Annotated in this window: 23 protein-coding genes and 1 riboswitch; of the genes, 15 read left to right on the forward strand and 8 right to left on the reverse strand. The window is 58.8% G+C overall.

The annotated features are described in order from the left end of the window. Window positions 1–17 precede the first annotated feature (17 nt). Window positions 18–1241 carry a peptidase T gene (gene pepT, locus G5253_RS03740; RefSeq protein ID WP_266134502.1) on the reverse strand — a complete coding sequence of 408 codons (1224 nt, stop codon included), beginning with the start codon at window positions 1239–1241 and terminating at the stop codon, window positions 18–20. Window positions 1242–2255: 1014 nt separating this feature from the next. On the opposite strand from pepT, the gene speA reads away from it, so the two are divergent. Further along, window positions 2256–4157, forward strand: a complete 1902-nt coding sequence (speA, locus tag G5253_RS03745; RefSeq protein ID WP_005344160.1) for a biosynthetic arginine decarboxylase — start codon at window positions 2256–2258, stop codon at window positions 4155–4157. Window positions 4158–4428: 271 nt separating this feature from the next. Beyond that, complete coding sequence (locus tag G5253_RS03750) at window positions 4429–4617, forward strand: hypothetical protein (RefSeq protein ID WP_005334402.1); 189 nt, start codon at window positions 4429–4431, stop codon at window positions 4615–4617. A gap of 80 nt (window positions 4618–4697) precedes the next feature. Here the strand turns inward: G5253_RS03750 and G5253_RS03755 are convergent, their stop codons facing one another. The 3 genes from G5253_RS03755 to G5253_RS03765 form a co-directional block, all read right to left on the reverse strand. After that, window positions 4698–4985 carry a hypothetical protein gene (locus G5253_RS03755; RefSeq protein ID WP_266134501.1) on the reverse strand — a complete coding sequence of 96 codons (288 nt, stop codon included), beginning with the start codon at window positions 4983–4985 and terminating at the stop codon, window positions 4698–4700. Between the two features lie 267 nt (window positions 4986–5252). Further along, window positions 5253–7259, reverse strand: a complete 2007-nt coding sequence (locus G5253_RS03760; protein ID WP_266134500.1) for a methyl-accepting chemotaxis protein — start codon at window positions 7257–7259, stop codon at window positions 5253–5255. Between the two features lie 214 nt (window positions 7260–7473). After that, window positions 7474–8769: an amino acid permease gene (locus G5253_RS03765; RefSeq protein WP_005334398.1), complete on the reverse strand. Its 1296-nt coding sequence runs from the start codon at window positions 8767–8769 to the stop codon at window positions 7474–7476. A 251-nt stretch (window positions 8770–9020) separates the two neighbouring features. Between G5253_RS03765 and G5253_RS03770 the strand changes: the two genes are divergently transcribed. The 6 genes from G5253_RS03770 to G5253_RS03795 all read left to right on the forward strand — a co-directional run bounded on the left by G5253_RS03770 (window position 9021) and on the right by G5253_RS03795 (window position 15157). Further along, window positions 9021–9404: a Rid family detoxifying hydrolase gene (locus tag G5253_RS03770; RefSeq protein WP_040095234.1), complete on the forward strand. Its 384-nt coding sequence runs from the start codon at window positions 9021–9023 to the stop codon at window positions 9402–9404. Window positions 9405–9426: 22 nt separating this feature from the next. After that, complete coding sequence (locus tag G5253_RS03775) at window positions 9427–10716, forward strand: serine dehydratase subunit alpha family protein (RefSeq protein WP_167572996.1); 1290 nt, start codon at window positions 9427–9429, stop codon at window positions 10714–10716. A 64-nt stretch (window positions 10717–10780) separates the two neighbouring features. Beyond that, window positions 10781–11434 carry a helix-turn-helix transcriptional regulator gene (locus G5253_RS03780; RefSeq protein WP_005334376.1) on the forward strand — a complete coding sequence of 218 codons (654 nt, stop codon included), beginning with the start codon at window positions 10781–10783 and terminating at the stop codon, window positions 11432–11434. 154 nt (window positions 11435–11588) lie between these two features. After that, a complete protein-coding gene (locus tag G5253_RS03785) occupies window positions 11589–12176 on the forward strand; it encodes a histidine phosphatase family protein (RefSeq protein WP_266134499.1) in 588 nt (195 codons plus the stop codon). A 150-nt stretch (window positions 12177–12326) separates the two neighbouring features. After that, a complete protein-coding gene (gene fabV, locus G5253_RS03790; RefSeq protein ID WP_266134498.1) occupies window positions 12327–13520 on the forward strand; it encodes an enoyl-ACP reductase FabV in 1194 nt (397 codons plus the stop codon). 161 nt (window positions 13521–13681) lie between these two features. Next, complete coding sequence (locus G5253_RS03795; RefSeq protein WP_266134497.1) at window positions 13682–15157, forward strand: YfcC family protein; 1476 nt, start codon at window positions 13682–13684, stop codon at window positions 15155–15157. 63 nt (window positions 15158–15220) lie between these two features. Here the strand turns inward: G5253_RS03795 and G5253_RS03800 are convergent, their stop codons facing one another. After that, entirely contained in the window at window positions 15221–16435 is a 1215-nt protein-coding gene (locus tag G5253_RS03800; protein ID WP_005334367.1) for a pyridoxal phosphate-dependent aminotransferase, read from the reverse strand. Between the two features lie 387 nt (window positions 16436–16822). On the opposite strand from G5253_RS03800, the gene G5253_RS03805 reads away from it, so the two are divergent. After that, entirely contained in the window at window positions 16823–17032 is a 210-nt protein-coding gene (locus G5253_RS03805; RefSeq protein WP_266134496.1) for a DUF1653 domain-containing protein, read from the forward strand. 274 nt (window positions 17033–17306) lie between these two features. Then, window positions 17307–17996, forward strand: coding sequence for an aquaporin Z (aqpZ, locus tag G5253_RS03810; protein WP_266134495.1), 690 nt, complete (start codon window positions 17307–17309; stop codon window positions 17994–17996). A gap of 92 nt (window positions 17997–18088) precedes the next feature. Here the strand turns inward: aqpZ and G5253_RS03815 are convergent, their stop codons facing one another. Beyond that, window positions 18089–18838, reverse strand: coding sequence for a lytic transglycosylase domain-containing protein (locus G5253_RS03815; RefSeq protein ID WP_410170577.1), 750 nt, complete (start codon window positions 18836–18838; stop codon window positions 18089–18091). A 325-nt stretch (window positions 18839–19163) separates the two neighbouring features. Here G5253_RS03815 and G5253_RS03820 point away from each other — a divergent pair, with 325 nt between their 5' ends. After that, window positions 19164–19604 carry a GNAT family N-acetyltransferase gene (locus G5253_RS03820; protein WP_266134531.1) on the forward strand — a complete coding sequence of 147 codons (441 nt, stop codon included), beginning with the start codon at window positions 19164–19166 and terminating at the stop codon, window positions 19602–19604. A gap of 5 nt (window positions 19605–19609) precedes the next feature. Here the strand turns inward: G5253_RS03820 and G5253_RS03825 are convergent, their stop codons facing one another. Further along, entirely contained in the window at window positions 19610–20152 is a 543-nt protein-coding gene (locus tag G5253_RS03825; RefSeq protein ID WP_005344183.1) for a DUF1439 domain-containing protein, read from the reverse strand. Between the two features lie 95 nt (window positions 20153–20247). On the opposite strand from G5253_RS03825, the gene cls reads away from it, so the two are divergent. Further along, entirely contained in the window at window positions 20248–21729 is a 1482-nt protein-coding gene (cls, locus tag G5253_RS03830) for a cardiolipin synthase (RefSeq protein ID WP_266134494.1), read from the forward strand. 107 nt (window positions 21730–21836) lie between these two features. After that, window positions 21837–23099, forward strand: a complete 1263-nt coding sequence (locus G5253_RS03835) for a DUF945 family protein (protein ID WP_266134493.1) — start codon at window positions 21837–21839, stop codon at window positions 23097–23099. 79 nt (window positions 23100–23178) lie between these two features. Here the strand turns inward: G5253_RS03835 and purU are convergent, their stop codons facing one another. Then, a complete protein-coding gene (gene purU, locus G5253_RS03840; protein WP_245095283.1) occupies window positions 23179–24015 on the reverse strand; it encodes a formyltetrahydrofolate deformylase in 837 nt (278 codons plus the stop codon). A 259-nt stretch (window positions 24016–24274) separates the two neighbouring features. Next, window positions 24275–24431, forward strand: a riboswitch (FMN riboswitch). Between the two features lie 104 nt (window positions 24432–24535). Here purU and ribB point away from each other — a divergent pair. Further along, window positions 24536–25189: a 3,4-dihydroxy-2-butanone-4-phosphate synthase gene (gene ribB, locus G5253_RS03845; RefSeq protein ID WP_266134492.1), complete on the forward strand. Its 654-nt coding sequence runs from the start codon at window positions 24536–24538 to the stop codon at window positions 25187–25189. Window positions 25190–25414: 225 nt separating this feature from the next. After that, on the forward strand, window positions 25415–25657 hold the full coding sequence (locus G5253_RS03850) for an Lpp/OprI family alanine-zipper lipoprotein (RefSeq protein WP_005334342.1): 243 nt from the start codon (window positions 25415–25417) through the stop codon (window positions 25655–25657).

The raw sequence follows: 25657 nt of genomic DNA on the forward strand, positions 1-25657 counted from the left end.
TAATGATAGCGACCCGATTAACCGCGCCAAGCTGCGGTGAGGCGCACCAGCTCCACCAGGGTGGCGACCGATTTCTCCATCGATTGCAGCGGGATGAACTCGTGCTTGCCGTGGAAGTTGTGGCCACCGGTGAAGAGGTTGGGGCAGGGCAGGCCCATAAAGGAGAGGCGGGCGCCATCGGTACCGCCGCGAATGGGCTTGATTTTCGGCACCACGTCGGCGGCCTCCATGGCGGCCTTGGCCAGCTCGACGATATGCATGTGCGGCTCGATCTGGCTGCGCATGTTGCGATAGCTGTCGGTCAGGGTCAGCTCGATGCGGGCCTTCGGATACTCGGCCTGCAGGGCGGCCACCCGGTTCTGCATCTCGGCTTTGCGTGCGGCGAAGTGCTCGTCGTCGAAGTCACGGATGATGTAGTGCAGGGTGCTCTCCTCCACGGTGCCGCTCATCTGGGCCAGATGGAAGAAGCCCTCATACCCGTCGGTGCACTCCGGGGTCTGCTCGGCAGGCATGGCGGCGTGGAAGCGGGCGGCCAGGGTTTGGCTGTTGATCATGCTCCCCTTGGCGGTGCCGGGGTGGACGTTATTGCCGATAAAACGAACTGTGGCGCTGGCGGCGTTGAAATTTTCATACTCCAGCTCGCCCAGTTCGCCGCCATCCACGGTATAGGCCCACTTGGCCGGGAATCTCTCCAGCGGGAACAGGTTGGCGCCGCGGCCGATCTCTTCATCCGGGGTAAAGCCGACCCAGATATCGCCACGGGGGATCTCGGGATGGGCCTGCAGGTGGTCGATGGCAGTGAGGATCTCGGCGATACCCGCCTTGTCGTCGGCGCCAAGCAAGGTGGTGCCGTCGGTGGTGATGAGATCCTGACCCAGGTAGTTTTTCAGGAAGCGGTAGTCACGGATGGCGAGCACCTCGTCACCCTTGCCAAGGCAGATGTCGCCGCCCTGATAGTTTTCGATGATTTGCGGTACTACGTGCTCCGCCTCGTAGTCGGCGGTGTCCATGTGGGCAATCAGGCCGATAGCGGGGGCGTCCGGCTGGTTGCCTGGCAGGCAGCCGGTGAGGTAGCCGTGCTCATCCAGAGTGACCCGGGTCAGCCCCAGCGCCTTCATCTCTTCTTGCAGGGCACGGGCAAAGATCAGCTGGCCTTCGCTGCTGGGGCAGGCTGGATTGGTCTCATCGGAGCGGGTATGAAAAGTTACGTAACGCAGAAAACGCTCAAGCAGGGTATCCATTAGTCAGCCTCTAACCGATTGTGAGCGGTCATTGTGGCCAATCCGTGCGGGGCACTCATTGCGTCAGCGCAGGTTTTTCCCATTTTTTGACGCAAGGGAAGAGCGGCGAATGTGCGGCGCGCGGGGCAACGTCCGGGAGGGAGATCGCATAAATGTGGCATTTATTGCGATATTTAGGCGCTGGCGGTGGCGGCCAAATTCCCCTCAGCGACCGCACAGCAAGGCGTCAGCCCAATCATGGCGTTTTCACACACTTTTCAAGGGGAAACCGGGCTGTCGCATAACCTGCGCCATCCCAGAGCCCGCCTGCCCGCCAGCAAGATTTGATCGACTTATTAAAAGGGGATTTTGAACACTATTTTTTATTGTCACTGCCCGCGGTAAGTGTGTACACTCCGCGCCGATCCAAGGGCAACCCTGAAGCAGGCAGAGCCGCCAGAAACCCGACCGATCATACGCCTATAGGGCGAGGCACGCAGAAACGACAGACACTGCTGGGGAATGGTTTCTTTAATACCGGTTAGGCTCCGGTATCAGGGAGAACAACAGACTCTCATCCTTCATTTGACCGAGTGGGCCACCGGCTCATCATCTTCCCTTGTCATGGGCGGTCACTGGCGGTGAGGTGGGCTGTGGTTGTTGTCGTCTATCAACACGCATGCGTGCTGGCGCCTTCGCTTCTCTTCCTTGGAACCCTCTCCTTCTGTCGGGATCGCTGCCGAATGATGAACTGACGGCGTGGCTGATGTCGTCTGTCATCAAAGTACCGCGGCGCTACGGCATAGTGGCACCGCATACCGTTGAGCTTGATGTAAAGCCACCAGCCCCACATCAAGACTCGTTACTTCCCCAAGATCCACCAGGCAGCCTCTGGCTTGCCGCGATGTGCAAAGCGTTGGTTTGGGTGGCTGCGTCTCGTGATGGCAGCGCTCGCCGTACTCTGCACTAGATGGTCTGGATGTGATTGAGGGTAACGAAGGCGACTTTGGGTCGCTCATTTGCGAGGCATAGCCCATGACTAACTGGTCCAGCAAGGACTCCTTGAAGGTCTACAACGTTCCCTACTGGGGTGCGGGTTTTTTCAATATCAATGACGCCGGTCATGTGACCGTCGCCCCCGACAAATCACGCCCTGACGCGCATATCGTGCTCTCTGACGCCATCGAACAGTTGCGTCAGTCCGGGCTGACCACCCCCGTGTTGCTGCGCTTCCCCGACATCCTCAAGAGTCGGGTCGATGCGCTGTTCAACGCCTTTGGTCAGGCCATCGAGAAGTCTGGCTATGAAGGGGACTACCTCTGCGTTTACCCGATCAAGGTAAACCAGCAGCGTCGTGTCATCGAGACCATCAGCCAGTCCTACAGCGACAAGCCCCGGCTTGGCCTGGAAGCTGGTTCCAAACCGGAACTGCTGGCCGTGCTGTCCCATCACCATGAGCAAGGCTCGGTGATCGTCTGCAACGGTTACAAAGACCGCGAATATATCCGCCACGCCCTCTTGGGCAACCTGATGGGCCACAAGGTCTACATCGTGGTGGAGAAGCCCTCCGAGCTGGAAATGGTGCTGGACGAGTCAGCTCGTCTCAACATCAAGCCCAACATCGGGGTGCGTGCCAAGCTCGCGTCCACCGGCTCCGGCATGTGGGAATCGAGTGGCGGCTCCATGTCCAAATTTGGTCTCTCCGCCTCCCAGATCCTGGCGCTGATCGAACGTCTGCGCGGGCTGGGCAAGCTGGATTGCCTGCAACTGCTGCACTTCCATCTGGGCTCCCAGATCGCCAATATCCGCGACATTCAGGGCGGCATCCGCGAGTGCGGCCGTTTCTACGCTGAACTGCGTCGCCTCGGTGCCAACATCGAAGTCGTGGACGTCGGTGGCGGCCTGGGGGTGGACTACGAGGGAACCCGTTCCCAGAGCCACTGCTCCGCCAACTACAGCCTCTCCGAGTACGCCAACAACGTGGTATGGGGCATCGGCGATGTCTGCCGCGAGTTCGACCTGCCGCACCCGACCATCATCAGCGAGTCCGGCCGTGCCCTGACCGCCCACCACGCCGTGCTGGTCACCAACATCATTGGTGCCGAAGGGGTGGAGATGAACGACATCAGCGCGCCGGACGAAGATGCACCGACCATTCTGCAGAACATGTGGAAAGGCTGGCTGGATCTGCGCAGCGAAGATCCCTCCCTGCTGGAGATCTTCCATGACTCGGTGGCAGATCTGGGTGACGTGAATACCCAGTACACCATGGGCCTCTTGAACCTTGAACAGCGTGCCTGGGCCGAGATGCTGCACCAGAACACCTGTCTGGCGCTCAAAGAGATGCTCAACCCGGTCAACCGCAACCACCGTGCGCTTGCTGACGAACTGAGTGAAAAGCTGGCGGACAAGTGCTTTGCCAACTTCTCCCTGTTCCAGTCCCTGCCGGATGCCTGGGGGATCGGTCAGGTATTCCCGGTGATGCCGCTGGCTGGTCTCGATCGTCCGCTTAGTCGTCGCGGTATCCTGATGGATATCACCTGTGACTCCGACGGTCAGGTCGAGCACTATGTCGACGGTCTGGGGGTCGAGAGCACCCTGCCAATGCCGGTCTACGGCGAGAACGAAGAGTGCCACGTCGGCTTCTTCCTGGTCGGTGCCTATCAGGAGATCCTCGGCGATCTGCACAACCTGTTCGGTGACACCCACTGCGCGGAAGTGTGGCTGGACGAAGAGGGCAAGATGGACATTCGCAACGTGGTGCGCGGCGACACCGTCGATCAGCTGCTGCGTTACGTCAACATCGACCCGTCCGTGATCCGCGAAAACTACCAGCGGATCGCCGCTCACCCGGCGCTGGACGATGCCACTCGCAAAGCCCTGCTCGACGAGCTGGAGCTGGGCCTGCAAGGCTACGCCTATCTGGAAGACGAATAAGCCTTCTGTTTGCCCCTCGCTTTTGAGGGAAAATCAAAAACGGCGCCTGCGGGCGCCGTTTTTGTTACCGGGGGCCATCCGGCGATATGACGGTGCGCTCGGTCCATCTTCATTTGGATAACCTATGATGGCTCGGGGCATCCGCAAGCCACAGATCTGGCAGATATCTATCCCTTTCAGCCGCTTCCATTGATCTGCATCAAGCTTGAACCTCGGTGGTTATTTTACGGTCAGGAGTGATGTTGATGGGATGTAACAAAAGGATGTGCATATGGAACTGAAAAGGGACCCGAGATGCTATACCGACGTCTGTATCGACGGTAAGTGGTATCACTACGACCACTGCAGCACCAATGTCTACATGCTGATGGGAGGCGCCGCGCCGAGCCTTCAGCTGGCCTATGAGCCGAGCAGCGAAGAGGAGCTGATCGAGATGCTCCAGCAGCTGGGGCGCTTCTGACTTACCGAATTGATATCTTGCCATATGGCCATCGGGCGCGTTGCCACGATGGCCACCACTCTTCACCGCTGTACCTTATCTCAGCGGTTTTTATTGCCCAATAACCCCTTGCCAATCTCCAGCATGGTGACGGCCGCGGCGTAGCTGCTATCGGACTTGCCTATCTCATCCGCCACATAGAGAAAATTGGATTGGTACTTCTCGACGGCCTCCCGTGGAGTGGTCGCGTCAATAAAGTCCTCCTCCACCTCGAATCCTTGGGTCAGCAGTGCCGCCTTTTCACTCAGAAAGGTCGGAGATGCCATGTCGATAAAGGTGTATTGCTGCCGATTGGACGCCGGAATGGTAAAAAACTGGTATCTGGCCATGGGTGAATCCTCGCTTGAAGCGGGTGATAAATGACGTGACGCTGGTTTTAATCTGTGGCTCGCAGGCGGCTTGCTTGCCTCGACGTCGCAGACAGTGCGTGTCGGGAATGCCGCATTTTGTTTTCGTTCGAGACTACTTTGTTGGCGTTTGCCCGGCAAGTGGGTCGCAGAGATTTTCTGGATGATCCGTGCAACTGAGACGTTGTAGGCAGGGGCGAGACCGGGATAATGTCGGGCTCACGTTGAGCCCGGCTTGTCAGCGCTCTGTCACAGCACGAAGCTCTGTACCATGGCGCGCAGCTGTTCGGTGAGCTGGTGGATCTGGCGGGCTGCATCGCGGGCGGCGTTGGCCACTTGCAGCGCCTCGTCGCTGCCATCGGAGATGCGCACCACGTTGCGTTCGATCTCGTTGACCACTGCGCCCTGCTGCTCGATGGCGCTGGCGATGATGGCGTTGGTATCGACCATCCGATCCACCTTCTCGGTGATGGCGCCGAAAGCCTGTTTTGCCTCCTGCGCCAGCCCGACCCCCTCCTGCGCTTCATGGCTGGCCGCCGACATGGCGGTGACCGAGGCGCGGGCACCGGATTGCAGCTGTTCAATCATCTGCTGGATCTCGACGGTGGCCCCCTGGGTGCGGTTGGCAAGAGATCGCACCTCGTCGGCCACCACCGCAAAGCCGCGACCCTGCTCACCGGCCCGGGCCGCTTCGATGGCCGCGTTGAGGGCGAGCAGGTTGGTCTGTTCGGCGATGCCGCGGATCACGCTGATGACGCCACCAATCTGACTGCACTGCTGCTCCAGCTGGCCTATGGTGTCGGCGGTGCGCAGCACCTCGCGGTTGATATGATCGATGGCCTTGATGGTGCGCTCCACCACATCCTCGCCCTGACCGACCACGTTTTGCGCCTCCTGGGTCATGCGGGCGGCTTGCAGGGCGTTGCCCGCCATGTCTTGTGAGGTGGCGGCCAGCTCCTTGATAGCGGTGGCTACCTGATGGGTCTCTCCTTGCTGATCAGCAATCACCTCCTGTGAGCGGCAGGTGCGCGCTTCGATCTCGGTGGCGCTCTCCACCACGGTGACGCCATTTTCCCGTACCCGTCGCATCAGGGTGCGCAGGGTATCTAGGGTGATGTTGTAATCCCGGCTGATGGCGGCCAGCTCATCCTGACCAACTATCTCGATATGCTGGCTGAGATCCTGGGCGTTGACCCGAGCGGCGATATCACGCACCCGCCCTACGGTTTCGCGCAGGGAGAGATAGGCGCCGATCATCAGGTAGAGGTAGAGCAGCAAACTGGCGGTCAGCGGCGCTGTGACCCACCAGAAGTGGCGCTGGTTGGCGGCCAGCCGCTGGCGCAGATCGACCTCCATGCGCTGGCGTACCTGATCTGCCAGCGCGTTAATGGTGCTATCGAGCCCATCCCCCAGTGCCAGTACCTCCTTGGTTGAGAGCTGCACCAGCTGATCCTTCATCATCTTGTTTTCCATGGTCTCGACCCCCTGACGCACCTGTTGCAGCAGGGTATCGGTCTGCTGACCCAGCTCGGCGCGGTAGGCTGGTTCAATCTGGTAGAGCAGGGTCAGGTCTGCCTCCAGCTCCTGCAGGGTGGCGCTGATCAGGTCGAGACGAAAACGCAGGCCGCTGTACCCTTCCGCCTGAAACAGGCCGAAATCGGCAATAGTGGCGGCGCGATCCCGTACTTGGGCCAGCAAGTCGCGCAGCTGCGGCAGACGTTCGCTGGTGAGGATCACCATGTAGTAGGTGCCGAGTGCCGGATCCTGGATCAGGCTGCTACTGGCGGTAATGTGCTTGTAGAGATGGCGCACCTCGGTCAGCAGCTTGTCGTGGCGCAGATTGCTCTGCTCCACTTCCAGCTTGCCCACTTCACTCTGCAAAGCGGCCCACTCCTGTTTGAGAGCGTCGAAAGCGGGATTTTCCTGACGCGTATCGGCAAAGGCGCGCAAGCTATCGTCCACGGCTTGGGCGGCGGCTTTAACCTTATCCTCTCCCACCGGGTCTTGTTCGTAGGCGTGCTGGGTGACCAGATTGCGGTGGGTGAGTAGCGCCTGTTCGATCGCAGGCACGGGGGCGAGGCTGATAACGCCAGCCAGTTCCTTGCGCGCCTGTGCATTGTCATCCTGCAACCGCCCCAGCAGATTGGCCATGCTGTATGCCAGCGGCAGCAGCATCAGGCAGGACCAGAGCAGGAATTTGTATTTGAAGGAGAGCTGATTGCCCAGCTTGATGGCCGGGTTGAAAATCCATTTCATATGAGGCCTCGATACCCGATAAGACGGGGGCATGCGGTGATGCCTGAATATTACTCCGCACCAGACCCCTTGGGGGAGGTCAGCTTGCAAGTTGTGATCCCCTTGGCTTTTTGCCCCCGCGGGGCGACTTGGCAGCCGCAGCGGCAGAGAGGCGGGTTGCGCCAATAAAAAACGGGCTACCCGAAGGTAACCCGTGGTCGATAGGGGAAACCGATCAGTTGAACGCCAGGAAGGGCGAGACACAGAGCAGCAGGCCGGTGACGATAATGATGTAGAGGGAGGTGCCCTTGTACTTGTGCAGCGCCGGTACCTGATAGACCAGATAGGCCGGGATGAGACAGCCCACCATGCCGAAGATGGGGCTGCAGATGGAGGTGAAGCTCAGTACCGGTGCGTTGAGCACGATGGCCCCCCAGGAGAGCATGACGGTAAACACCATGATCCCTTTGCCCACCAATCCTTTGTTGATGCGGTTTTCCGGCATGACGCGGCGCAGCAGGTTCATCGCCAGACCCTGACAGGCTTCACGGAAACCGAGGTAAACGCCGAAGTAGGCAGTCATCACCGCGAAGATGTTGAGGGTGAGGCTCAGGAGCTTGAGGGTCTGGCCGGGCATCCCCTGGGCTACCATCGCCAGCGCGGAGATGTTCTCTTCAGAGGCTTTGACCGCCTGATCGTGGCCCATGGCCAGAGTGAAGGAGACCGCGTAGAAGAACACCACCACGAACAGGATGCCGAAGGCGATATTCATGGCGCGCATCGCCTTGAAGCGAGCCACTTCCAGCGACTTTTCCCTCGAGCGATAGGAGATCACCATGGGGCTCAGGCTCTGGATAAAGAGGATGGAGGTGAGGGTGAAGGGGAGCATGATGATGGCATCCTTCATCCAGTCACCGGCAGCGGGCATGGCGGTGATGTTGGCCGCATCCCACTTGTCCACCATCATCAGGCCGAGCACGGCCACCACGCTGATCTTGGTCAGCACCATAAAGGTGGAGATCTTGAACAGCAGGTTTTCGCCGCGCGAGGCCAGTGCCACCAGACCGCAGATCAGCACCAGACCGTAGAGCGGGTTTTCGGAGAGCAGGCCGTCGGTGACGCCGAAGCTCTGCAGGAAGGAGGCGCTGTCATTGGTGATGGCGGTGGAGTAGACGAAGACCCAGATCACCAGCATCACGAAGTAGAGCGCGCCGAGCAGCACACCCCAGTTCTTGCCAAGGTAGCCGGTGATGACGCTGGGGTAATCCTTGCACTCCGGCGAAGTGGCCAGGGTGTTGATAAAGAGGCGCTGGAACATGTACATGGCGGGGTAGCCGATCACCGCCGAGAGCAGAAAGACCCACAAGCCCATCAGACCCACCTGTACCGGCAGGAAGACGATCCCTGCGCCGATGGCCATGCCGATGCTCATGATGATCCAGCCCCAGTCGGTGCTGTCGAAGCGAACCGCTTCTTTCCATTCCAGCGTGCCCATCACGGGGCTGGCGAGTGTAGTGCTATGCGCGTCCATTAAAACCTTCTTTTTTGTAGGGATGTGGGAAAGCGGCGCAAATATAGTTGAATGAAACTGTCATAAACAATGCCCATAAGAGTACTTTTGTTCAAATCAGGATGGTGATCACGGTTTATATTGAGGCCGAAAGGTGCCTTTAAACGCCATTTTTGTATCTTTTTGTTGAATGGATAAAATAAAAAGCAAATAATGTTGAACGGAATGAGATTCATGATTGCAAAAAAAATTGCACAAACAGGAGTGGCTATATGAAACGCATCATCACAGCAGCAGCGGCACCTGACGCTATCGGTCCCTACAGCCACGGCACTGCCTATGGCGACCTCATCTTTACCTCCGGTCAGTTGCCGGTCTGCAAGCTGCAGGGTGGTGTGGTGGAAGGGGGGATTGCCGCCCAGACCCGCCAGTCACTGGAAAACCTGAAATCCGTGCTGGAAGCCGCTGGCGGCTCGCTGGATACCGTGCTCAAAACCACCTGCTACCTCGCCGAGATCAGCGATTTTGCCGCGTTCAACGAGGTCTATAAAGCCTATTTCCAGAAAGATTGTCCGGCGCGCAGCTGCTTCGCAGTGAAGGATCTGCCGATGGGCGTCAAGGTTGAAGTGGAAGCGATCGCCCATATCGCTCGTTAATGCTGATAAAAAGGTTCAAGTGATGAAACAAGCGTGGCAGCAGTATCTGCAGATTATTCAACAGGTTGTCAAACCAGCGCTGGGTTGTACCGAGCCAATCGCCGCCGCCTATGCCGCGGCGGTCGCCACCCGGCAACTGGGCTGTGAGCCCGGTCGCCTCGAGGTTGCGGTGTCGGACAATCTCTATAAAAACTCGATGGGTGTTTATGTGCCGGGGACCGGCAAGATCGGTCTGGCCATTGCGGCCGCGGCCGGTGCCATCGGCGGCAACGCCGATGCCGGGCTGGAGGTGCTGGCCGCGATCCAGCCAGAACAGGTGGATCGTGCCCAGCAGTTGATCGATGCCGGCAAGGTGCAGGTGAGCCGCACCGCCGCCCCCGAGTTTATCTTCTGCCGCGTGACCGTTTATGGCTCTGATGACAAGGGTGAAGAGCACAGCGCCGAAGTGACCCTGTGCGGCGGCCATACCCGCATCGTCGAGCAGCGCCGCGATGGCGAGGTGACCTTCACCGCCGATCAGAGCCAGGGCGGCGCCACCGGTTCCATCTGCGATGGCGTCGATATCAGCATCGCCGCCATCTACGAGTTCGCCACCCAGGTGGAGTTCGAGCAGATCAGGTTCATCCTCAAAGCCTCCGAGCTCAACGGCAAGCTCTCTGCCGAGGGGATGAACAACCCCTATGGCCTGGAGATTGGCCGCACCATGCAGCAGAACATCAATGCCGGTCTTATCGGCGAGGATGTGATGAACCGCATCGTGATGATGACGGCGGCTGCCTCCGATGCCCGCATGGGGGGAGCGACCCTGCCAGCCATGAGCAACTTTGGCAGCGGCAACCAGGGCATTGCCGCCACCATTCCGGTGATGGTGATTGCCGAGCGCTTTGCGGCCAGCGAAGAGCAGCTGGCTCGCGCCCTCATCATGAGCCATCTGGGCGCCATCTATATCAAGTCCCACTATCCGCCGCTGTCGGCCTTCTGTGGCAATACCGTGACCAGCGCGGCCGCCTCCATGGCCATGGTCTATCTGGCGGGCGGCAGCTTCGAGCAATCCTGCTTCGCCATCCAGAACGTGCTGAGCGACAGTGCCGGTATGGTGTGCGACGGGGCGAAGGCCTCCTGCGCCATGAAGGTGAGTACCTCCTCCGGCGCGGCGGTGCGCGGCTTCCTGATGGCCCTCAACAGCCACTCGGTGTCGGGGCAGGGGATCGTCGCCGGCGACGTGGATCAGACCATCCGCAACGTCGGCCAGATGGTGAAGGAGGGCATGTCTGCCACAGACAGCACCATTATTGATATCATGTCCGCCTGATGTCCCTGTCGGTTGCTGCCCGGCGCCTATTGTCCGGCAGCAACCCTTGCAAGAAGGTCCCATTGTGAAGCTGCAAGAGTTGAGTCCGAGCGATTTTGAGATCCTCAAGTCGATGGAGAACATAGTGGATGGCATCGCCGCCATGTATGGTCAGCACACCGAAGTGCTGCTCCACAGTCTGGATGCGCGCAATCCCTCGATCGTCAAGATTGCCAACGGCCATATCACCGGCCGCAGTGTCGGTGCCCCCATCACCAACCTGGCGATGATGAAGCTCAAGAGCGGGCAGGATATCTCCAGCCCCTACATGACCAAGTGCGCCACCGGCAAGACCCTGCGCTCCATCACGACCGTGATCCGCAACGGGGAGCACAGGGCCATCGGGTTGCTCTGCATCAACAGCGACATGGATGCTCCGCTGCAATCCGTGCTGCGCACCATGATGCCGGAGTGCATGCATCCCCACGAGAGCCATGCCACCCCGGAGGTGTTCGCCCGCAACATCGACGAAGCGCTCAACAGCACCATCGACACCGTCAGTGCCGAGGTGCGCGGCAACGAGGCGGTTCCCCCATCCCAGAAGACACGGGTCATCGTCAACCAGCTGCACGACATGGGGATCTTCGAGCTAAAAGACAGTGCCCAGATTGCGGCGCGCCAGCTCGGCATTTCGGTCCACTCCATCTACCGCTATCTGCGGGAGATCAAGAAGGGCTGAGCCGATACACTCTGGCCAAATTGGCAGCAAACGGGTCAGCCTTGACCCGTTTTTTACGCCTGCTTTAGCCTCTCTGTTTGGGCCATCCTTCGGGTTCATCTGCTATCATCTTCCCCCTTTATTTTTCTATCTCTCTGAACGTGCTGGAGAAATCATGTCTCGACTCATCTATCTGCTGCGCCATGGCCAGACCCGCTTCAATGCCGAGCAGCGTCTGCAGGGGTGTTGCAACTCCGATCTGACCGACAAGGGTGAGGCGCAAGCCATCGCCATGGGGCGGCGCCTTGCCGCCGAACTGGCGGATCCCGCCCGCTGGACCGTCTATGCCAGCCCGCTTGGCCGTGCTCGCCAGACTGCGCTGTTGGTGTGCGAGCAACTGGGGTTGGCGGCAGAGCGCATCGTCTGGGACGACCGGTTAATGGAGCTGGGGATGGGGGAGTGGGAGAGCTGCCAGATCCCGGTGCTGCGGCTCGCTCATCCCGAGCTCGATACCGGCAAAGGGGACTGGTATCTGCAGGCACCGGGGGCCGAGAGCTTCGAGAGCATTCAGCGCCGGGCACACCAGTGGTTGCAGGATCCTGCCATCGCTGAGCGGGCCATTGTTATCTCCCACGGTCTGCTCGGTGCCATGTTGCGCGGCGTCTATGCCGATCTCGATTATGAGGCGACCTGGTCACAGGAATTGCCCCAAGATGCCTTCTATAAGCTGCAGGATGGCCACATCACCCGCATTGCCTGCTAGTTGCCGTGAGGTGGCACCATGGCATGGACCATGATTGCCACCTTCGGATGCCCATTTTTGCCGCAGTTCAACACATCAGAGCACCTTATCGCAGCAAGATGAGGTATCTTATGCCCCGATTTCATCCATTAAACGGATCCGAGACCCCATATGATCATCAAACCCAAGGTTCGCGGCTTTATCTGCACCACCACTCATCCGGTCGGTTGTGAAGCCAATGTTCGTCGCCAGATCGCTTATACCAAGGCCAAGGGCACCATCGAGAATGGTCCCAAGAAGGTGCTGGTGATCGGCGCTTCCACCGGTTATGGCCTGGCCTCCCGGATTGCGGCTGCCTTCGGTAGCGGCGCCGCCACCCTAGGCGTCTTCTTTGAAAAAGCGGGCACCGAGTCCAAGACCGGTACCGCTGGCTGGTACAACTCTGCCGCCTTCGACAAGGCAGCCAAAGAGGCGGGCCTCTACGCCAAGAGCGTCAACGGCGATGCCTTCTCCAACGAGTGCCGCGCCAAGGTGATCGAGCTGATCAAGCAGGATCTGGGTCAGATTGATCTGGTTGTCTACTCCCTGGCCTCTCCGGTGCGCAAGATGCCGGAAACCGGCGAAGTGGTGCGCTCTGCCCTCAAACCGATCGGTGAGGTCTACACCACCACCGCCATCGATACCAACAAGGATCAGATCATCACCGCTACCGTCGAGCCGGCGAACGAGGAAGAGATCCAGAACACCATCACAGTGATGGGCGGTCAGGATTGGGAGCTGTGGATGGCTGCCCTGCGTGATGCAGGCGTGCTGGCTGACGGCGCCAAGTCCGTGGCCTACTCCTACATCGGTACCGATCTGACCTGGCCAATCTACTGGCATGGCACTCTGGGCCGCGCCAAGGAAGATCTGGACCGCGCCGCTGCCGCCATCCGTGGCGATCTGGCAGCCAAGGGCGGCACCGCTCACGTGGCCGTGCTCAAATCCGTGGTGACCCAGGCCTCTTCCGCCATTCCGGTGATGCCGCTCTATATCTCCATGGCTTTCAAGATCATGAAGGAGAAGGGTATTCACGAGGGGTGCATGGAGCAGGTGGATCGCATGATGCGCACCCGTCTCTACGCGTCCGACATGGCGCTGGACGATAAGGCTCGCATCCGCATGGATGACTGGGAACTGCGTGAAGATGTGCAGCAGACCTGCCGCGACCTGTGGCCATCCATCACCAGCGAAAACCTCTCCGAATTGACTGATTACACCGGCTACAAGCAGGAGTTCCTGCGCCTGTTCGGTTTTGGTCTGGACGAGGTCGATTACGATGCGGATGTGAATCCGGATGTGAAATTCGACGTGGTCGAACTCTGAGTCTGACTCAAGTGAAAACAGGGCCCCGCGGGGCCCTGTTTTTTTGGCAAACATTCCGCTAATTTGCGGAATTTTATTATCAGCGATCACCTTTTCCCATATCAAACCCGCTAGTCTTGCGCTGATCGGATCACAGACGGCATTGCCGAGGTACGGAAGCTATGACCACTCCAAATGAAGCGCCCAAAAAGCGCCAACTCCCCACTGTCTATACCCTGCTTTTTATCATCATCGCCCTGATGGCCGCCCTCACCTGGGTGCTGCCGGCGGGCAAATACAACTATGTGACTGCCAAGACCCAGCAGCCGGTGGCGGCCGCGGCCGTGGCTGACTACAGCGGCGATGAGCGACTGTTGCCGGTGCCCGGCAGCTACACCGAGTTGCCCTCTCATCCGCAGGGGGTATTCGAGGTGCTCAAGGCCCCTATTCAGGGCTTTCACAAGGCGGCTGACGTGGCGCTGTTCGTGCTCATCATCGGTGGTTTTCTCGCGGTGACCATGCAGAGCGGGGCACTGGATGCCGGGGTGGGAGCCATCGTGCGCGGCTTTGCCGGGCGTGAGCGGCTGCTAATTCCTGTGTTGATCGCCTTGTTTGCCCTCGGCGGCTCCACCTTCGGCATGGCGGAGGAGACGGTAGCCTTCTGGGCGCTGATCGTGCCGGTGATGATCGCGGCGGGCTTCGATCGCATGGTGGCGGCGGGGATTATCCTGCTCGGCTCCGGGGTCGGGGTGCTCGCCTCCACCGTCAACCCGTTTGCCACCGGCATTGCTTCCGGTTTTGCCGGTATCCCCATCGGCGAGGGGATCGGTTTGCGGGTCATCCAGTGGCTGCTGCTGGTGATCTTTGCCTCCTGGTACGTGATGCGTTATGCCAAGCAGGTGCAGCAGGACAAGTCCCGCTCCGTGCTGGCCGACATCGCCTATGACGACGAGTTCTCCCAGATGAAGAGCGGCAACCTCGCCTTCACCGGCAAGCAGAAGCTCACCATGCTGGTCTTCTTCGGCACCTTCCTGCTGATGATCTATGCGGTGGTGCCCTGGTCCGATTTGGGGATCGATCTGCTGCCCACCTTTGGCTGGTGGTTTGACGAGCTCTCGACCCTGTTCTTCAGTGCCTCCATCCTGATTGCTCTGATCAACCGGATGCCGGAGTCCAACTATGTGGCGACCTTCTTGAGCGGCGCTCGGGATCTCATCGGGGTAGCGCTGGTAGTGGCGGTGGCGCGTGGCATCTATGTGGTGATGGAGCAGGGCGTCATCATCGACACCATTTTGCACTGGGCCGAAGGGCTGGTGACCGGACTCCCCTCATCGGTCTTCATCCTGATGGCCTATCTGGTGCACATCATCCTGAGCTTCTTTATCCCCTCCACCTCGGGGCTGGCGACTGTCTCCATGCCGCTGATGGGGCCGCTGGCTGACTTCTCCGGCATCTCCCGGGATCTGGTGATCACCGCCTATCAGTCCGCCTCCGGCTGGATCAACCTGTTCGCCCCTACCGCCGCCCATCTGGTGGCGGGGCTGGCGCTCGCCAAGATCCCCTACGATCGCTTCGTGCGCTGGGTGCTGCCCTTTATCATCGGCGTAGCCCTCATCACCATGGCGGTGCTGGTGGCCGGTGCCCTGCTGCACGGCTGATGGCACGGATAAAACCACAGATAACAAAAAGGCTCCCGCGGGAGCCTTTTTCATGAGCCTTACTTACTGCTTGTAGCCCTTGAGGAAGCGGGCGAGGCGGCCGATGGCATCCTCCAGCTCCTCTTCGCGGGGCAGAAACACCAGCCGGAAGTGATCCGGCGCCGGCCAGTTGAAGCCGGTGCCCTGTACCAGCAGCAGCTTCTCCTGTTGCAGCAGGTCGAACACCATCTTCTGATCGTCGCGGATGTCATACACCTTGGGATCAAGGCGCGGGAACATGTAGAGCGCCCCCTTGGGTTTGACGCAGGAGACCCCGGGGATCTCGTTCAAGAGCTCCCACGCCTTGTCCCGCTGCTTGCGCAGGCGGCCGCCCGGCAGGATCAGCTCGTTGATGCTCTGATAGCCGCCGAGTGCAGTCTGGATGGCGTGCTGCATCGGCACGTTGGCACACAGCCGCATGGAGGCCAGCATCTCCAGCCCTTCGATATAACCGCGGGCACGGCCCTTGGGACCGGTGATGACCATCCAGCCCTGACGGAAGCCGCAGGCACGGTAGGCCTTGGAGAGGCCGTTGAAGGTCACCACCATCACATCGTCGCACAGGGTGCAGACGCTGGTGTGGGAGATATCGTCGTAGAGGATCTTGTCGTAGATCTCGTCGGCGAAGATGATGAGGTTGTGCTGGCGGGCGATCTCGATCACCTCCAGCAGGAACTCGCTGCCGTAGACAGCACCGGTCGGGTTGTTGGGGTTGATCAGCACCAGGCCGCGGGTGCGCGGGGTGATGCGGGCGCGGATGTCGTCGAGGTCCGGATACCAGTCAGCCCCTTCGTCGCAGCGATAGTGCACCGCATGGCCACCGGAGAGAGTGACGGCAGCAGTCCAGAGCGGGTAGTCGGGGGAGGGCACCAGCATCTCGTCGCCGTTGTTGAGCAGCGCCTGCATCGCCATCACGATCAGCTCGCTGGCGCCGTTGCCGATATAGATGTCATCGATATCGACCTTGCGCATCCCTTTTTGCTGGTAGTACTGCATCACCGCCTTGCGGGCAGAGAAGAGCCCCTTGGAGTCGCAGTAGCCCTGGCTCAGCGGCATGTTGAGGATCACATCCTTGATGATCTCTTCCGGCGCATCAAAGCCGAACGGGGCCGGGTTACCGATGTTGAGCTTGAGAATGCGGTGGCCTTCGTCTTCGAGACGGCGAGCTTCTTTATGCACCGGGCCGCGGATGTCATAGCAGACATCGTCGAGCTTGTGCGACTTGTCGATTGTGAACATGGTGACAGTGATTCCTTCCCCACAGGGACGCGTTGGCGAAAAAGGCGGTTTTTAGTATCAAATATCTTTTCCCCTATTCTTCACAGAATTGAATGCTAGAACAATCTTCTTTTTAGTAGATATTCCTGATTTTTAGCCCCAAAACAGAGTTATTAAAAGGTTAAATTCAGCACGATCGTTTGTGCTTGGCAAGGTTCACCAGTGAAAGATGGGGGAGTGATTAACAAAGCTACTCTACTGTGTTGAAATCTTCACGCTCTCTGGCACGATTGGCTTGTGTAAAAAAGCCTCTTCATCGTCATTTCCGACGAGAAAAAGCTGATACAACTGGCACTGGCCAGCGCATATTTCCCCTTTCCCGTCCTGTTCTATCTGCAGAGGTATCCCATGCATACACCCACGCCCGGTCGCTATCGTCACTTCAAGGGGGGCTACTATCAGGTGCTGACCCTGGCCAGCCATACCGAGACAGGCGAGCAGCTGGTGATCTATCAGTCGGAACAGGATGGCGCCGTCTATGCCCGTCCAGTCGCCATGTTCATGGAGTGGATTGAGCATCAGGGTCAGGTGGTCAGCCGATTTTCGCCGATCAAGTGATCCGCTGGTGTGGCCCTGAATTGTTGATCAACAAATAGACAGAACAGGCCTTTGGAGTCATAAGTTGTCGCATGAGGCTCCTTGTTGGCAACAGCCTCTGTGTGGCTTGCTACTGATAAATATCTCTATTAATCAACCAATTGTGACTTGAGTCACGTTTTCTGGCGACTGGTAACCGGGTTCGCATCGGCTATTGCTGCTCCCATAATGCTGCGCGTGTTAACGCATGGCCCCTTTGCGGGCCTTTTTATCTCATCTTATCGGGAGACATACAGTGAAACCTGTTGCAGCAGAGTTTTTGGGAACCTTCTGGCTGGTATTGGGAGGTTGTGGCAGTGCCGTGCTGGCTGCAGCCTTCCCCCATGTGGGGATCGGCCTCTTGGGCGTATCGCTGGCATTCGGCCTGACCGTGCTGACCATGGCCTATGCCATCGGCCATATCTCCGGTTGCCATCTCAACCCGGCCGTCACCATCGGTCTGTGGGCTGGCGGTCGTTTTCCTGCTTCCGGCGTGCTCTCTTACATCGTGGCTCAGGTGCTGGGGGCAATTGCCGGTGCTGCTGTACTCTATGTGATTGCCAGTGGCCAGGCCGGTTTTGATCTCTCCGCCGGCTTTGCCTCCAACGGCTACGGTGAGCACTCTCCGGGCGGCTACAGCATGATGGCGGCACTGGTGTGCGAAGCTGTGATGACCGGCTTCTTCCTGTTCGTCATCATGGGCGCTACCGACAGCCGTGCGCCAGCTGTGCTTGCTCCGGTTGCCATCGGCCTGTGCCTGACCCTGATCCATCTGGTGAGCATTCCGGTGACCAATACCTCGGTCAACCCGGCCCGCAGTACCGGCGTTGCGCTGTTTGTCGGTGACTGGGCGGTCAGCCAGCTGTGGTTGTTCTGGGTTGCCCCGATTGTCGGTGCCATTCTGGGTGCGCTGGCTTATCGCCTGGTGGCGACGGAGCAGAAGTAATCATTTGCGAAACAAAGTGTGGTATCGACACGCCTGAGGGCGTGTTTTTTGTTTCTGGAGGAGTGAGATAAGAGAACTCACCAAGCCAAACGTCAGAGTCCCTTGGCCTGCAGCATCTCTTTGTAGCGCTGATGGAGCAACTGGACGCGCTCCACATAAGCGCGCGTTTCCGCATAGGGTGGGATGCCGCCATGTTTTTGTACGGCGCCCGCCCCGGCGTTGTAGGCCGCGGTCGCCAGCGCAATGTTGCCGTCATACTGCTTGAGCAGTCCCGCTAGGTATTTCACCCCGCCGAAAATATTCTGTTCCGCCAGCAGGGCATTGCCGACCCCCAGCTCCCGCGCCGTGGCAGGCATTAGCTGGGTCAGCCCCATCGCCCCCTTGCGGGAGACCGCCAGTGGATTGAAAGCCGATTCGGCGTGAATGAGCGCTCGGATCAGCGCAGGCTCAACCTGATAGGTCTTTGCTGCTGCCTTGATGGTGCTGGCATAGTCATAGAGAAACAGTCCTGTGGTCTGCCAGTTGACGCTGGATTTGGGGTCGCAGGCGAAGCAGTCGTTGAACAGCAGCAGTTCGTAATGGCCCTGTTCGGGCGCCATATCGGAGTAACGTACTACCCCGTTTTGCTGCACCGATTTATAGACCTGGATCTGCTTCTTGCCGCCAGCGGCGGTTGCCGCCGTTTGAGCGGTTTCGGGTTGTGGGGCGGGCGCAGCATGATTGACCGGGCGCAAGGGAGAGGGGGCTGCGGTCAGGAAGACCACCTCCGCGGGAGGGGGCGTCTGGCTCCATCCACTCAAGGGGATCAACACCATCTGGCCTGCCAGCATCCATGCTTTCAACCGTCACACTCCTTCCCTAGATCATCATGTTGAGTAAAGCACCATGGCGAGTGCAGAACAAGCGTACAAACAGGGAGTTGTGAAGTGGAGGGGGGATTTGACCGAAGGACGGGGGGATGCCGGAGTATGGCCAGGAGAGGCGCTAAAAGGTGGAATTTTCCGGTAGCCAATGGTCATAAGCGTCTTAGGGAAGTGCTCTAGCATGTTCGCTTTTTTGTTAATAAAAGGCATGCTATCTTGCTGGTGTAAGCTGGTCTGGCTAGTTAGTCTAAATCTATCTTATCTACTGATTATAAAGGAATTTTTTGTGTCAGGAATGCTGGCGATGGAACTCATCTTCGAGGAGTACTGTGACGCCGATCTCTCTCTCATCAAGGACTATTACGAGACGACTTTTTCCCACTATGTGCCAGATCTGGCAGAGCGGGTCTTTGTCGTACGTGATGCTCACTGGCTGGTAGGGGCGGTTCGCTTGCGGGACGAGGAGGAGTTTTATCATCTGTGCGGCTTTCGTCTGTTGCCTCACTACCAGTCGCTGGGATTGGGTTCACGGCTGTTGCAGCACGCCTGTCACGGTCTGGAGGACAAACCGGTAGTCTGTCAGGTACTGCCTTTCGAGAAACCCTTCTATCTCAAGGCCGGTTTTGCCGATATCTCCCTCAACCAATTGAGCGGGTCACTCTTCTCCCTTTATGAGCAACAGCAGCAGCAGGGTTATCAGGTGGAGCTGCTGGTACGGGATACCAGCCAGCCCCTCCTGAATTGAGCGGGCTAGCGGGGTCTGGTCAGCAGGTGGATTTTGCCCGGTGACAGCTCCAGCCCCAGCAGGTTTTCTTTCAGCCAGGCTTGTTGCGGATCCTTGTCATCCAGTCGGTAAACCGGTTTGCTCTCAAGACGCTTCTCCATGCTCTGCAGCAGCATACCGAGCATCATGCCGAACTTTCTCTCTGCCGCCTCCGGTTCCAGCTTGTACTCCACCAGTTTCATGTTGTCGAGAAACAGCGCGCTCTGGCTCTTGTCATAGCGGGGTCTTGCCTCATAGGTCATCTGCAGGCGGGCGTCATATTCGGTATTGTCGGGCAGGGCGATCTTGAGCTTGCCCTTGCCATAGACTCGGGCGGTGTCTGGCTGTTGACGGCCAATCTGGACATCGCTCTGCTCCAGCTTCACATGGGCCTTTATGATGCCGGGCAGCTCCAGCTGTTTGTCGACTTGCACCTGGGATTGCAGGTACTGATTGATCTGCTGCTCATTGATGTCATATGAGCCTTGACCTAGCATGGCCAGGCTGAGCAGCATGGATTGCAGAATCATGGGGGCAACCTGATAGAATGGATTTGCCTTACAGCATACCATTCCTGACTGGCAGGATCTGCCGACCACTGTTTGTTGATGAAAAGGAGTTACCGTTGCTAAACGGTCTGGAACATGATCTCCACCTGCTGTTCTCCCGCTTTCTGGGCTGGCTGCTACTGCTTTTTCATACCGTTATCGTCGCGGGTGTGTCGTTTCGGGTAGTGATGAAACGCCGCCCCATCGGGGTGTCGCTGGCCTGGCTGGCGCTGATCTACGCCATTCCGTTTGCCGGCGTCGGCTTTTACTTGCTGTTTGGTGAAATCAAGTTGGGGCGCCGCCGCGCCGAGCGGGCACAGGCCATGTATCGCCCTTACGCTATCTGGATTCGTCAGTTGGCCCGCCTTTTCCCACAGCATTGCTGCGAGGTGGGGGAAAAGGCCCAACCATTGCACGATCTGATCCAGGGGCGGTTGGCCATGCCCATGCTCTCCGGTAACCGGATGACTCTGCTCAGCCAACCCGACCAGATCCTGCATGAGATTGCTCAGGATATTCGCCGCTCGACGCTCTCATGCTATCTGGAGTTCTATATCTGGCACCCCGGCGGTGATGCCGACGAGGTGTGTGAAGCACTGATGGAAGTCGCGCTGCGCGGCGTGGATTGTCGTTTGTTGCTCGATTCGGTGGGCAGCAAGCACTTCTTCCGCTCCGGGTGGCCGAAAAAGCTGCGCAAGGCGGGGGTCAAGCTGGTGGAGGTGCTGCCGGTCGGCGCCTGGCGCATTCCGTTCCAGCGGCAGGATTTGCGAATGCACCGCAAGTTGGTGGTGATCGATGACAAGGTCGGCTATACCGGCTCCATGAACATGGTGGATCCCCGTTTTTTCAAGCAGGATGCCGGGGTCGGCCAGTGGGTCGACATCATGATCCGGGTGCAGGGGCCCATGGTGCCGCTGATGTGGTCGATCTTTGTCTGGGACTGGGAGATGGAGACCGGCGAGCGGCTGCTCGACAGTCTGCAGCATGAGCCGGAAGCCTGGCCCCAGACCAACTACCGCGCCCAGCTGATCCCGTCCGGCCCCTTCGTCGGCGGCGACTGCATCCAGCAGAGCCTGCTGCTGGCCATCTATCAGGCGCGCAGCCATCTGGTGCTGACGACCCCTTACTTTGTGCCCGACGATCCGCTGGCGGCCGCACTCAGTTCGGCGGCGGCGCGCGGGGTGCAGGTGCAGCTGGTGTTGCCGGCACGCAACGACTCCATCATGGCCAATTACGCCTGCAACGCCTTTATGGAGGAGCTGCTGGCGGCCGGGGTGGAGATCTACCGCTACGATGCCGGTCTGCTCCATACCAAGAGCGTGCTGGTGGATGATGACTTCGCGCTGGTGGGGACGGTCAATCTGGATCGGCGCAGCCTCTGGCTCAACTTCGAGGTGACCCTGCTGGTGGATAACCCCTCGTTCGTGGCCCAGATGACCCGGCTGGTACAGGGCTATATGGCGGAAGCCACCCCGATGACCCTGGCCCAATGGCAGGCCCGCCCCTGGTACAAGAAGGCGATGGAGAACATCTTCTATCTCTTCAGCCCCTTGCTGTGATGTTGTGGCGAGCCGCAAGAAAGTGGACTCGCCATCTGATTGGACTTGCCTAGCCCCGAGTCCGCCCCGTAGAGTGCAGTGACAACTCCCTGGAGACACATGGATATATGAAAAAGATAGTGGCCCTCGCCGTGGGTGCGGCACTGGTTGGTGGTGGTCTGGCCGCGTGCTGGTACACGGGCAGCAGTTTCGACAATATCATGGCGGAGCAGATCGCCAAGGTGGAACACGAAACCGGCATCGACATGCAGTGGCTGCCGGGAAGCAGTAACCTCTTTACCCGTGATGGCATCTTGAAGGTGGTGATCACCCCCGAGGAGCTGGCCTCCATCGATAGCGAGCTGGAGGGCAGTCAGCCCATCGAGTTACAACTGGTGGTCAAGAGCAGGATACTGCCGCTCTACATCAAGAGCCACTTCCTGCTCGATACCCATAATGGCAGCTTGGCGCCGGTTTTCACCGCACTGGGTATGGAGCAGTGGCAACTTGGTCTGGAGTCGGCAACCAGCCTCTGGACCCAAGCCAACAGCAGCCGCTTCTGGGCCAATGAATTCAAGGTAAAACAGGGGCTGGACGAGTTCAGTTTCCTGCCTCTGAACGGCGAATTTCACGGCAATCTGGAGGGCAGTGGTCACCTCACCATGACCTGGCAGGGGATGACAGTTCACGAAGAGCAGAGCAAGATGGATCTGGTGCTGGCCGACCTGAAAGGGAGTGCCGATGTCGCCGAGATCAGCGGCGTCTTTCTTTCGCCACAGAGCGAGATGAGTCTCTCCGCCCTCACTTTGCAACTGCCTGACAGTGTCCGGGTTGCTCTACAGGGGATGACGACCGAGACCCGTCTTAGCGGCGATGATGCCCAGACCCTCTCCAGCAGCTATCAGATGAAGATTGCCAAGCTGGATCTGGAGAACGAGACCGACACCCTGGCGGTGACCGACAGCAAGTTGGCGCTCAACCTCAACGGTCTGGATCTGGAAGGGTATCAGGGGCTGCAGGCCGCAGGTGGCAAGGGAGTTGAAGATGCCGCTATCCAGCAGGCGCTGGACAAGATGCTCAAACGTGGCGCGACCCTTGAACTGGCCGATCTCAGCGCCAAGCTCAACGGTGAGGCGGTGACCATGAAGGGGGACGTGAAGTTGGCCTCCACCTCGCTGGAGCAGCTGTTCAACAGCGACGCGGGGATGCAGGCCCTCTCCGGCGTGCTGCATGCCAGCCTCAGCGACAAGTTGGGCAAGGCGGTGCCGCAACTGGCCCCCATGCTTGATCAGCTGACCCTGATGGGTTATCTGAAGGCCGACAAGCAAGCGCTGACCTCCGAGCTGAAGCTGGAGAAGGGGGCGGTGACGGTAAACGATCTGCCGCTCTGACACTCGGCGCAGAAACAACAACGGCTCCCACGGGAGCCGTTGTTGTTTCTGGCGTTTGCATACGAGTCATGTGGGCGGATTACTTGAAGACCACCGTCTTGTTGCCGTAGACGAACACCCGCTCGTTCAGTACCAGCTCCAGCGCGCGGCTCAGCACCGATTTCTCCACATCCCGACCCGCCTTGGCCATGTCGTCCGCACTGAAGGCGTGACCGACGTGGATCACGTCCTGCTCGACGATGGGGCCTTCATCCAGATCGTCGGTCACGAAGTGGGCGGTGGCGCCGATCAGCTTGACGCCGCGATCAAACGCCTGCCGGTAGGGGCGGGCACCGATGAAGGCGGGCAGGAAGGAGTGGTGGATGTTGAGGATCTTGCGCGGATAGGCCTCGACGAAGCTCGGGGTCAGCACCCGCATGTACTTGGCCAGGATCACATAGTCAGGCTCATAGCTGTCGATAATGGCGCGCACCTGCTCTTCATGCTCGGTACGGCTCAGCTCGCCATGGCTGACGGTGTGGAACGGAATATTGAACTTGCCGGTGAGCTCGGCCAGGGTATCGTAGTTGCCGATCACCGCGACGATATCCATATCCAGCGCGCCCGCGTAGTTCTTCATCAGAATATCGCCGAGGCAGTGGGTCTCTTTGGTGACCAGAATGACGATACGCTTCTTGCCCGCCTTGACCAGACGACGCTGGGCGCCGGTGGGCAGGGCGTCATCGAGGTCGGCAAGCAGGGTCTCGTCGTTGAAGCGCCCCTCCAGCTCGGTACGCATGAAGAAGCGGCCATTCTCGTGATCCACAAACTCATCGTTCTTGATGATGTTGAGCTGGTGCTTGTAGCAGATGTTGGTGATCTTGGCGATGAGCCCTTTGGCATCCGGGCAATCCGTGAGCAGTATTTTCTTTTCCATCTCTGTCATTTTCCGTTTGTGGTGTTGGCGCTGCTGTCTGCGCCGGCAGCGTTGTTCAGGCTCTCTTTTCGGGCCCTGTGTTTTTGTTTCGGGAACTATGCCATAAACCGATCCGAGCCATAAAGAAATTCGCCAGTCATGGTCTTTCGCGCTGGCGAGCGGGCCGCAGAGCGGGATCCCGAGCGCAATGTTGAAACGCTTTTCAGCCTGCGGGGTATTTTGGCTGGTATCTGCAACCGTTTTTCTTTAGGCTGTCTGCGCTTATTCTCAGGGCGGGGTGCAATTCCCCACCGGCGGTATCCCGATTGACTCGGGGAGCCCGCGAGCGCCCGACTTGGCTGATTGCCGGGTCGGGGTCAGCAGATCCGGTGAGATGCCGGAGCCGACGGTCATAGTCCGGATGAAAGAGGATAAGACAGACCTTGCCGCGTTGGCCCTTGTGGGCTGGCCGCTGCATGCCCGTCTCTGTCTGCCTTTCCATGCCCTGATTCTGGTCCTTGTCTTGTTTAGGAGTTTTACCATGAATCAGTCTCTACTCAGTGAATTCGGTGAGCCCGTTGCCCGTGTCGAAGCGGCGCTGTCTGCCTTGCGTGCCGGAGGCGGCGTGCTGGTGGCCGATGATGAAGATCGGGAGAACGAGGGCGACCTCATTTTCGCCGCCGAATCCATGACCAATGAACAGATGGCGTTGATGATCCGCGAGTGCTCCGGCATCGTCTGCCTCTGCCTGCCCGACGAGCGGGTTCGCCAGCTCGAACTGCCGATGATGGTGGAGGCCAACTCCAGCCACTACCAGACCGCCTTTACCGTGACCATCGAAGCGGCGCAGGGGGTCACGACCGGTGTCTCGGCGGCTGATCGCATCACCACCATCCGTGCAGCCATCGCAGACGGCGCCAAACCGGGTGATCTGCACCGCCCGGGTCATGTTTTCCCGTTGCGGGCGCGAACCGGTGGGGTGCTTACCCGCCGTGGTCATACCGAAGCGACGGTCGATCTGATGCAGCTGGCTGGCCTCAAACCGTTTGGTGTGTTGTGTGAATTGACCAAAGAAGATGGCTCGATGGCGCGTCTGCCAGACCTGGTTGCGTTCGGTCGCAAGCACCGGATGCCGGTGCTGACCATCGAGGATCTGGTGCAATATCGTCAATTGTTGTCAGAACGTACAGCCTGAGCCTCATACGAAATTGTAATAAGGCAAAAATTTGGTTAACCTTTGTCCGTGCCCCCACCACACGGCACTCATTTTTTAGACGAATCTGGACAAAAACTGTTCATTCAAAAAAAAATGAGGGTTTTAATGCATTTATCTGTGGTGGGGACTATGCAAAGTAGGATTTTTTTGTGCCATAATCACGCCGCTTGCTAAACGTCTGGCGAGTTCAAGGGAGCTTTAAAAATGAAAAAATTGTTGTTGGTAGGTGTTGTTGGTCTGTCCGCTCTGCTGGGCGGTTGTGCAAACACCAGCGAACTGGAAACTTCCGTTCAGAATCTGTCTAACAAAGTTGACCAACTGGCTCAAGATGTTAGCGCAGTTCGTGCTGATCAGTCCAAAATCGCTGCTGATGTTGCCGAAGCCAAGCAAGAAGCTATGCGTGCTAACCAGCGCATCGACAACATGGCTACTTCCTACAAGAAGTAA

Origin of the sequence: Aeromonas sp. 602658, from assembly GCF_049173005.1 — a bacterium.
Classification (GTDB): domain Bacteria; phylum Pseudomonadota; class Gammaproteobacteria; order Enterobacterales; family Aeromonadaceae; genus Aeromonas; species Aeromonas veronii_A.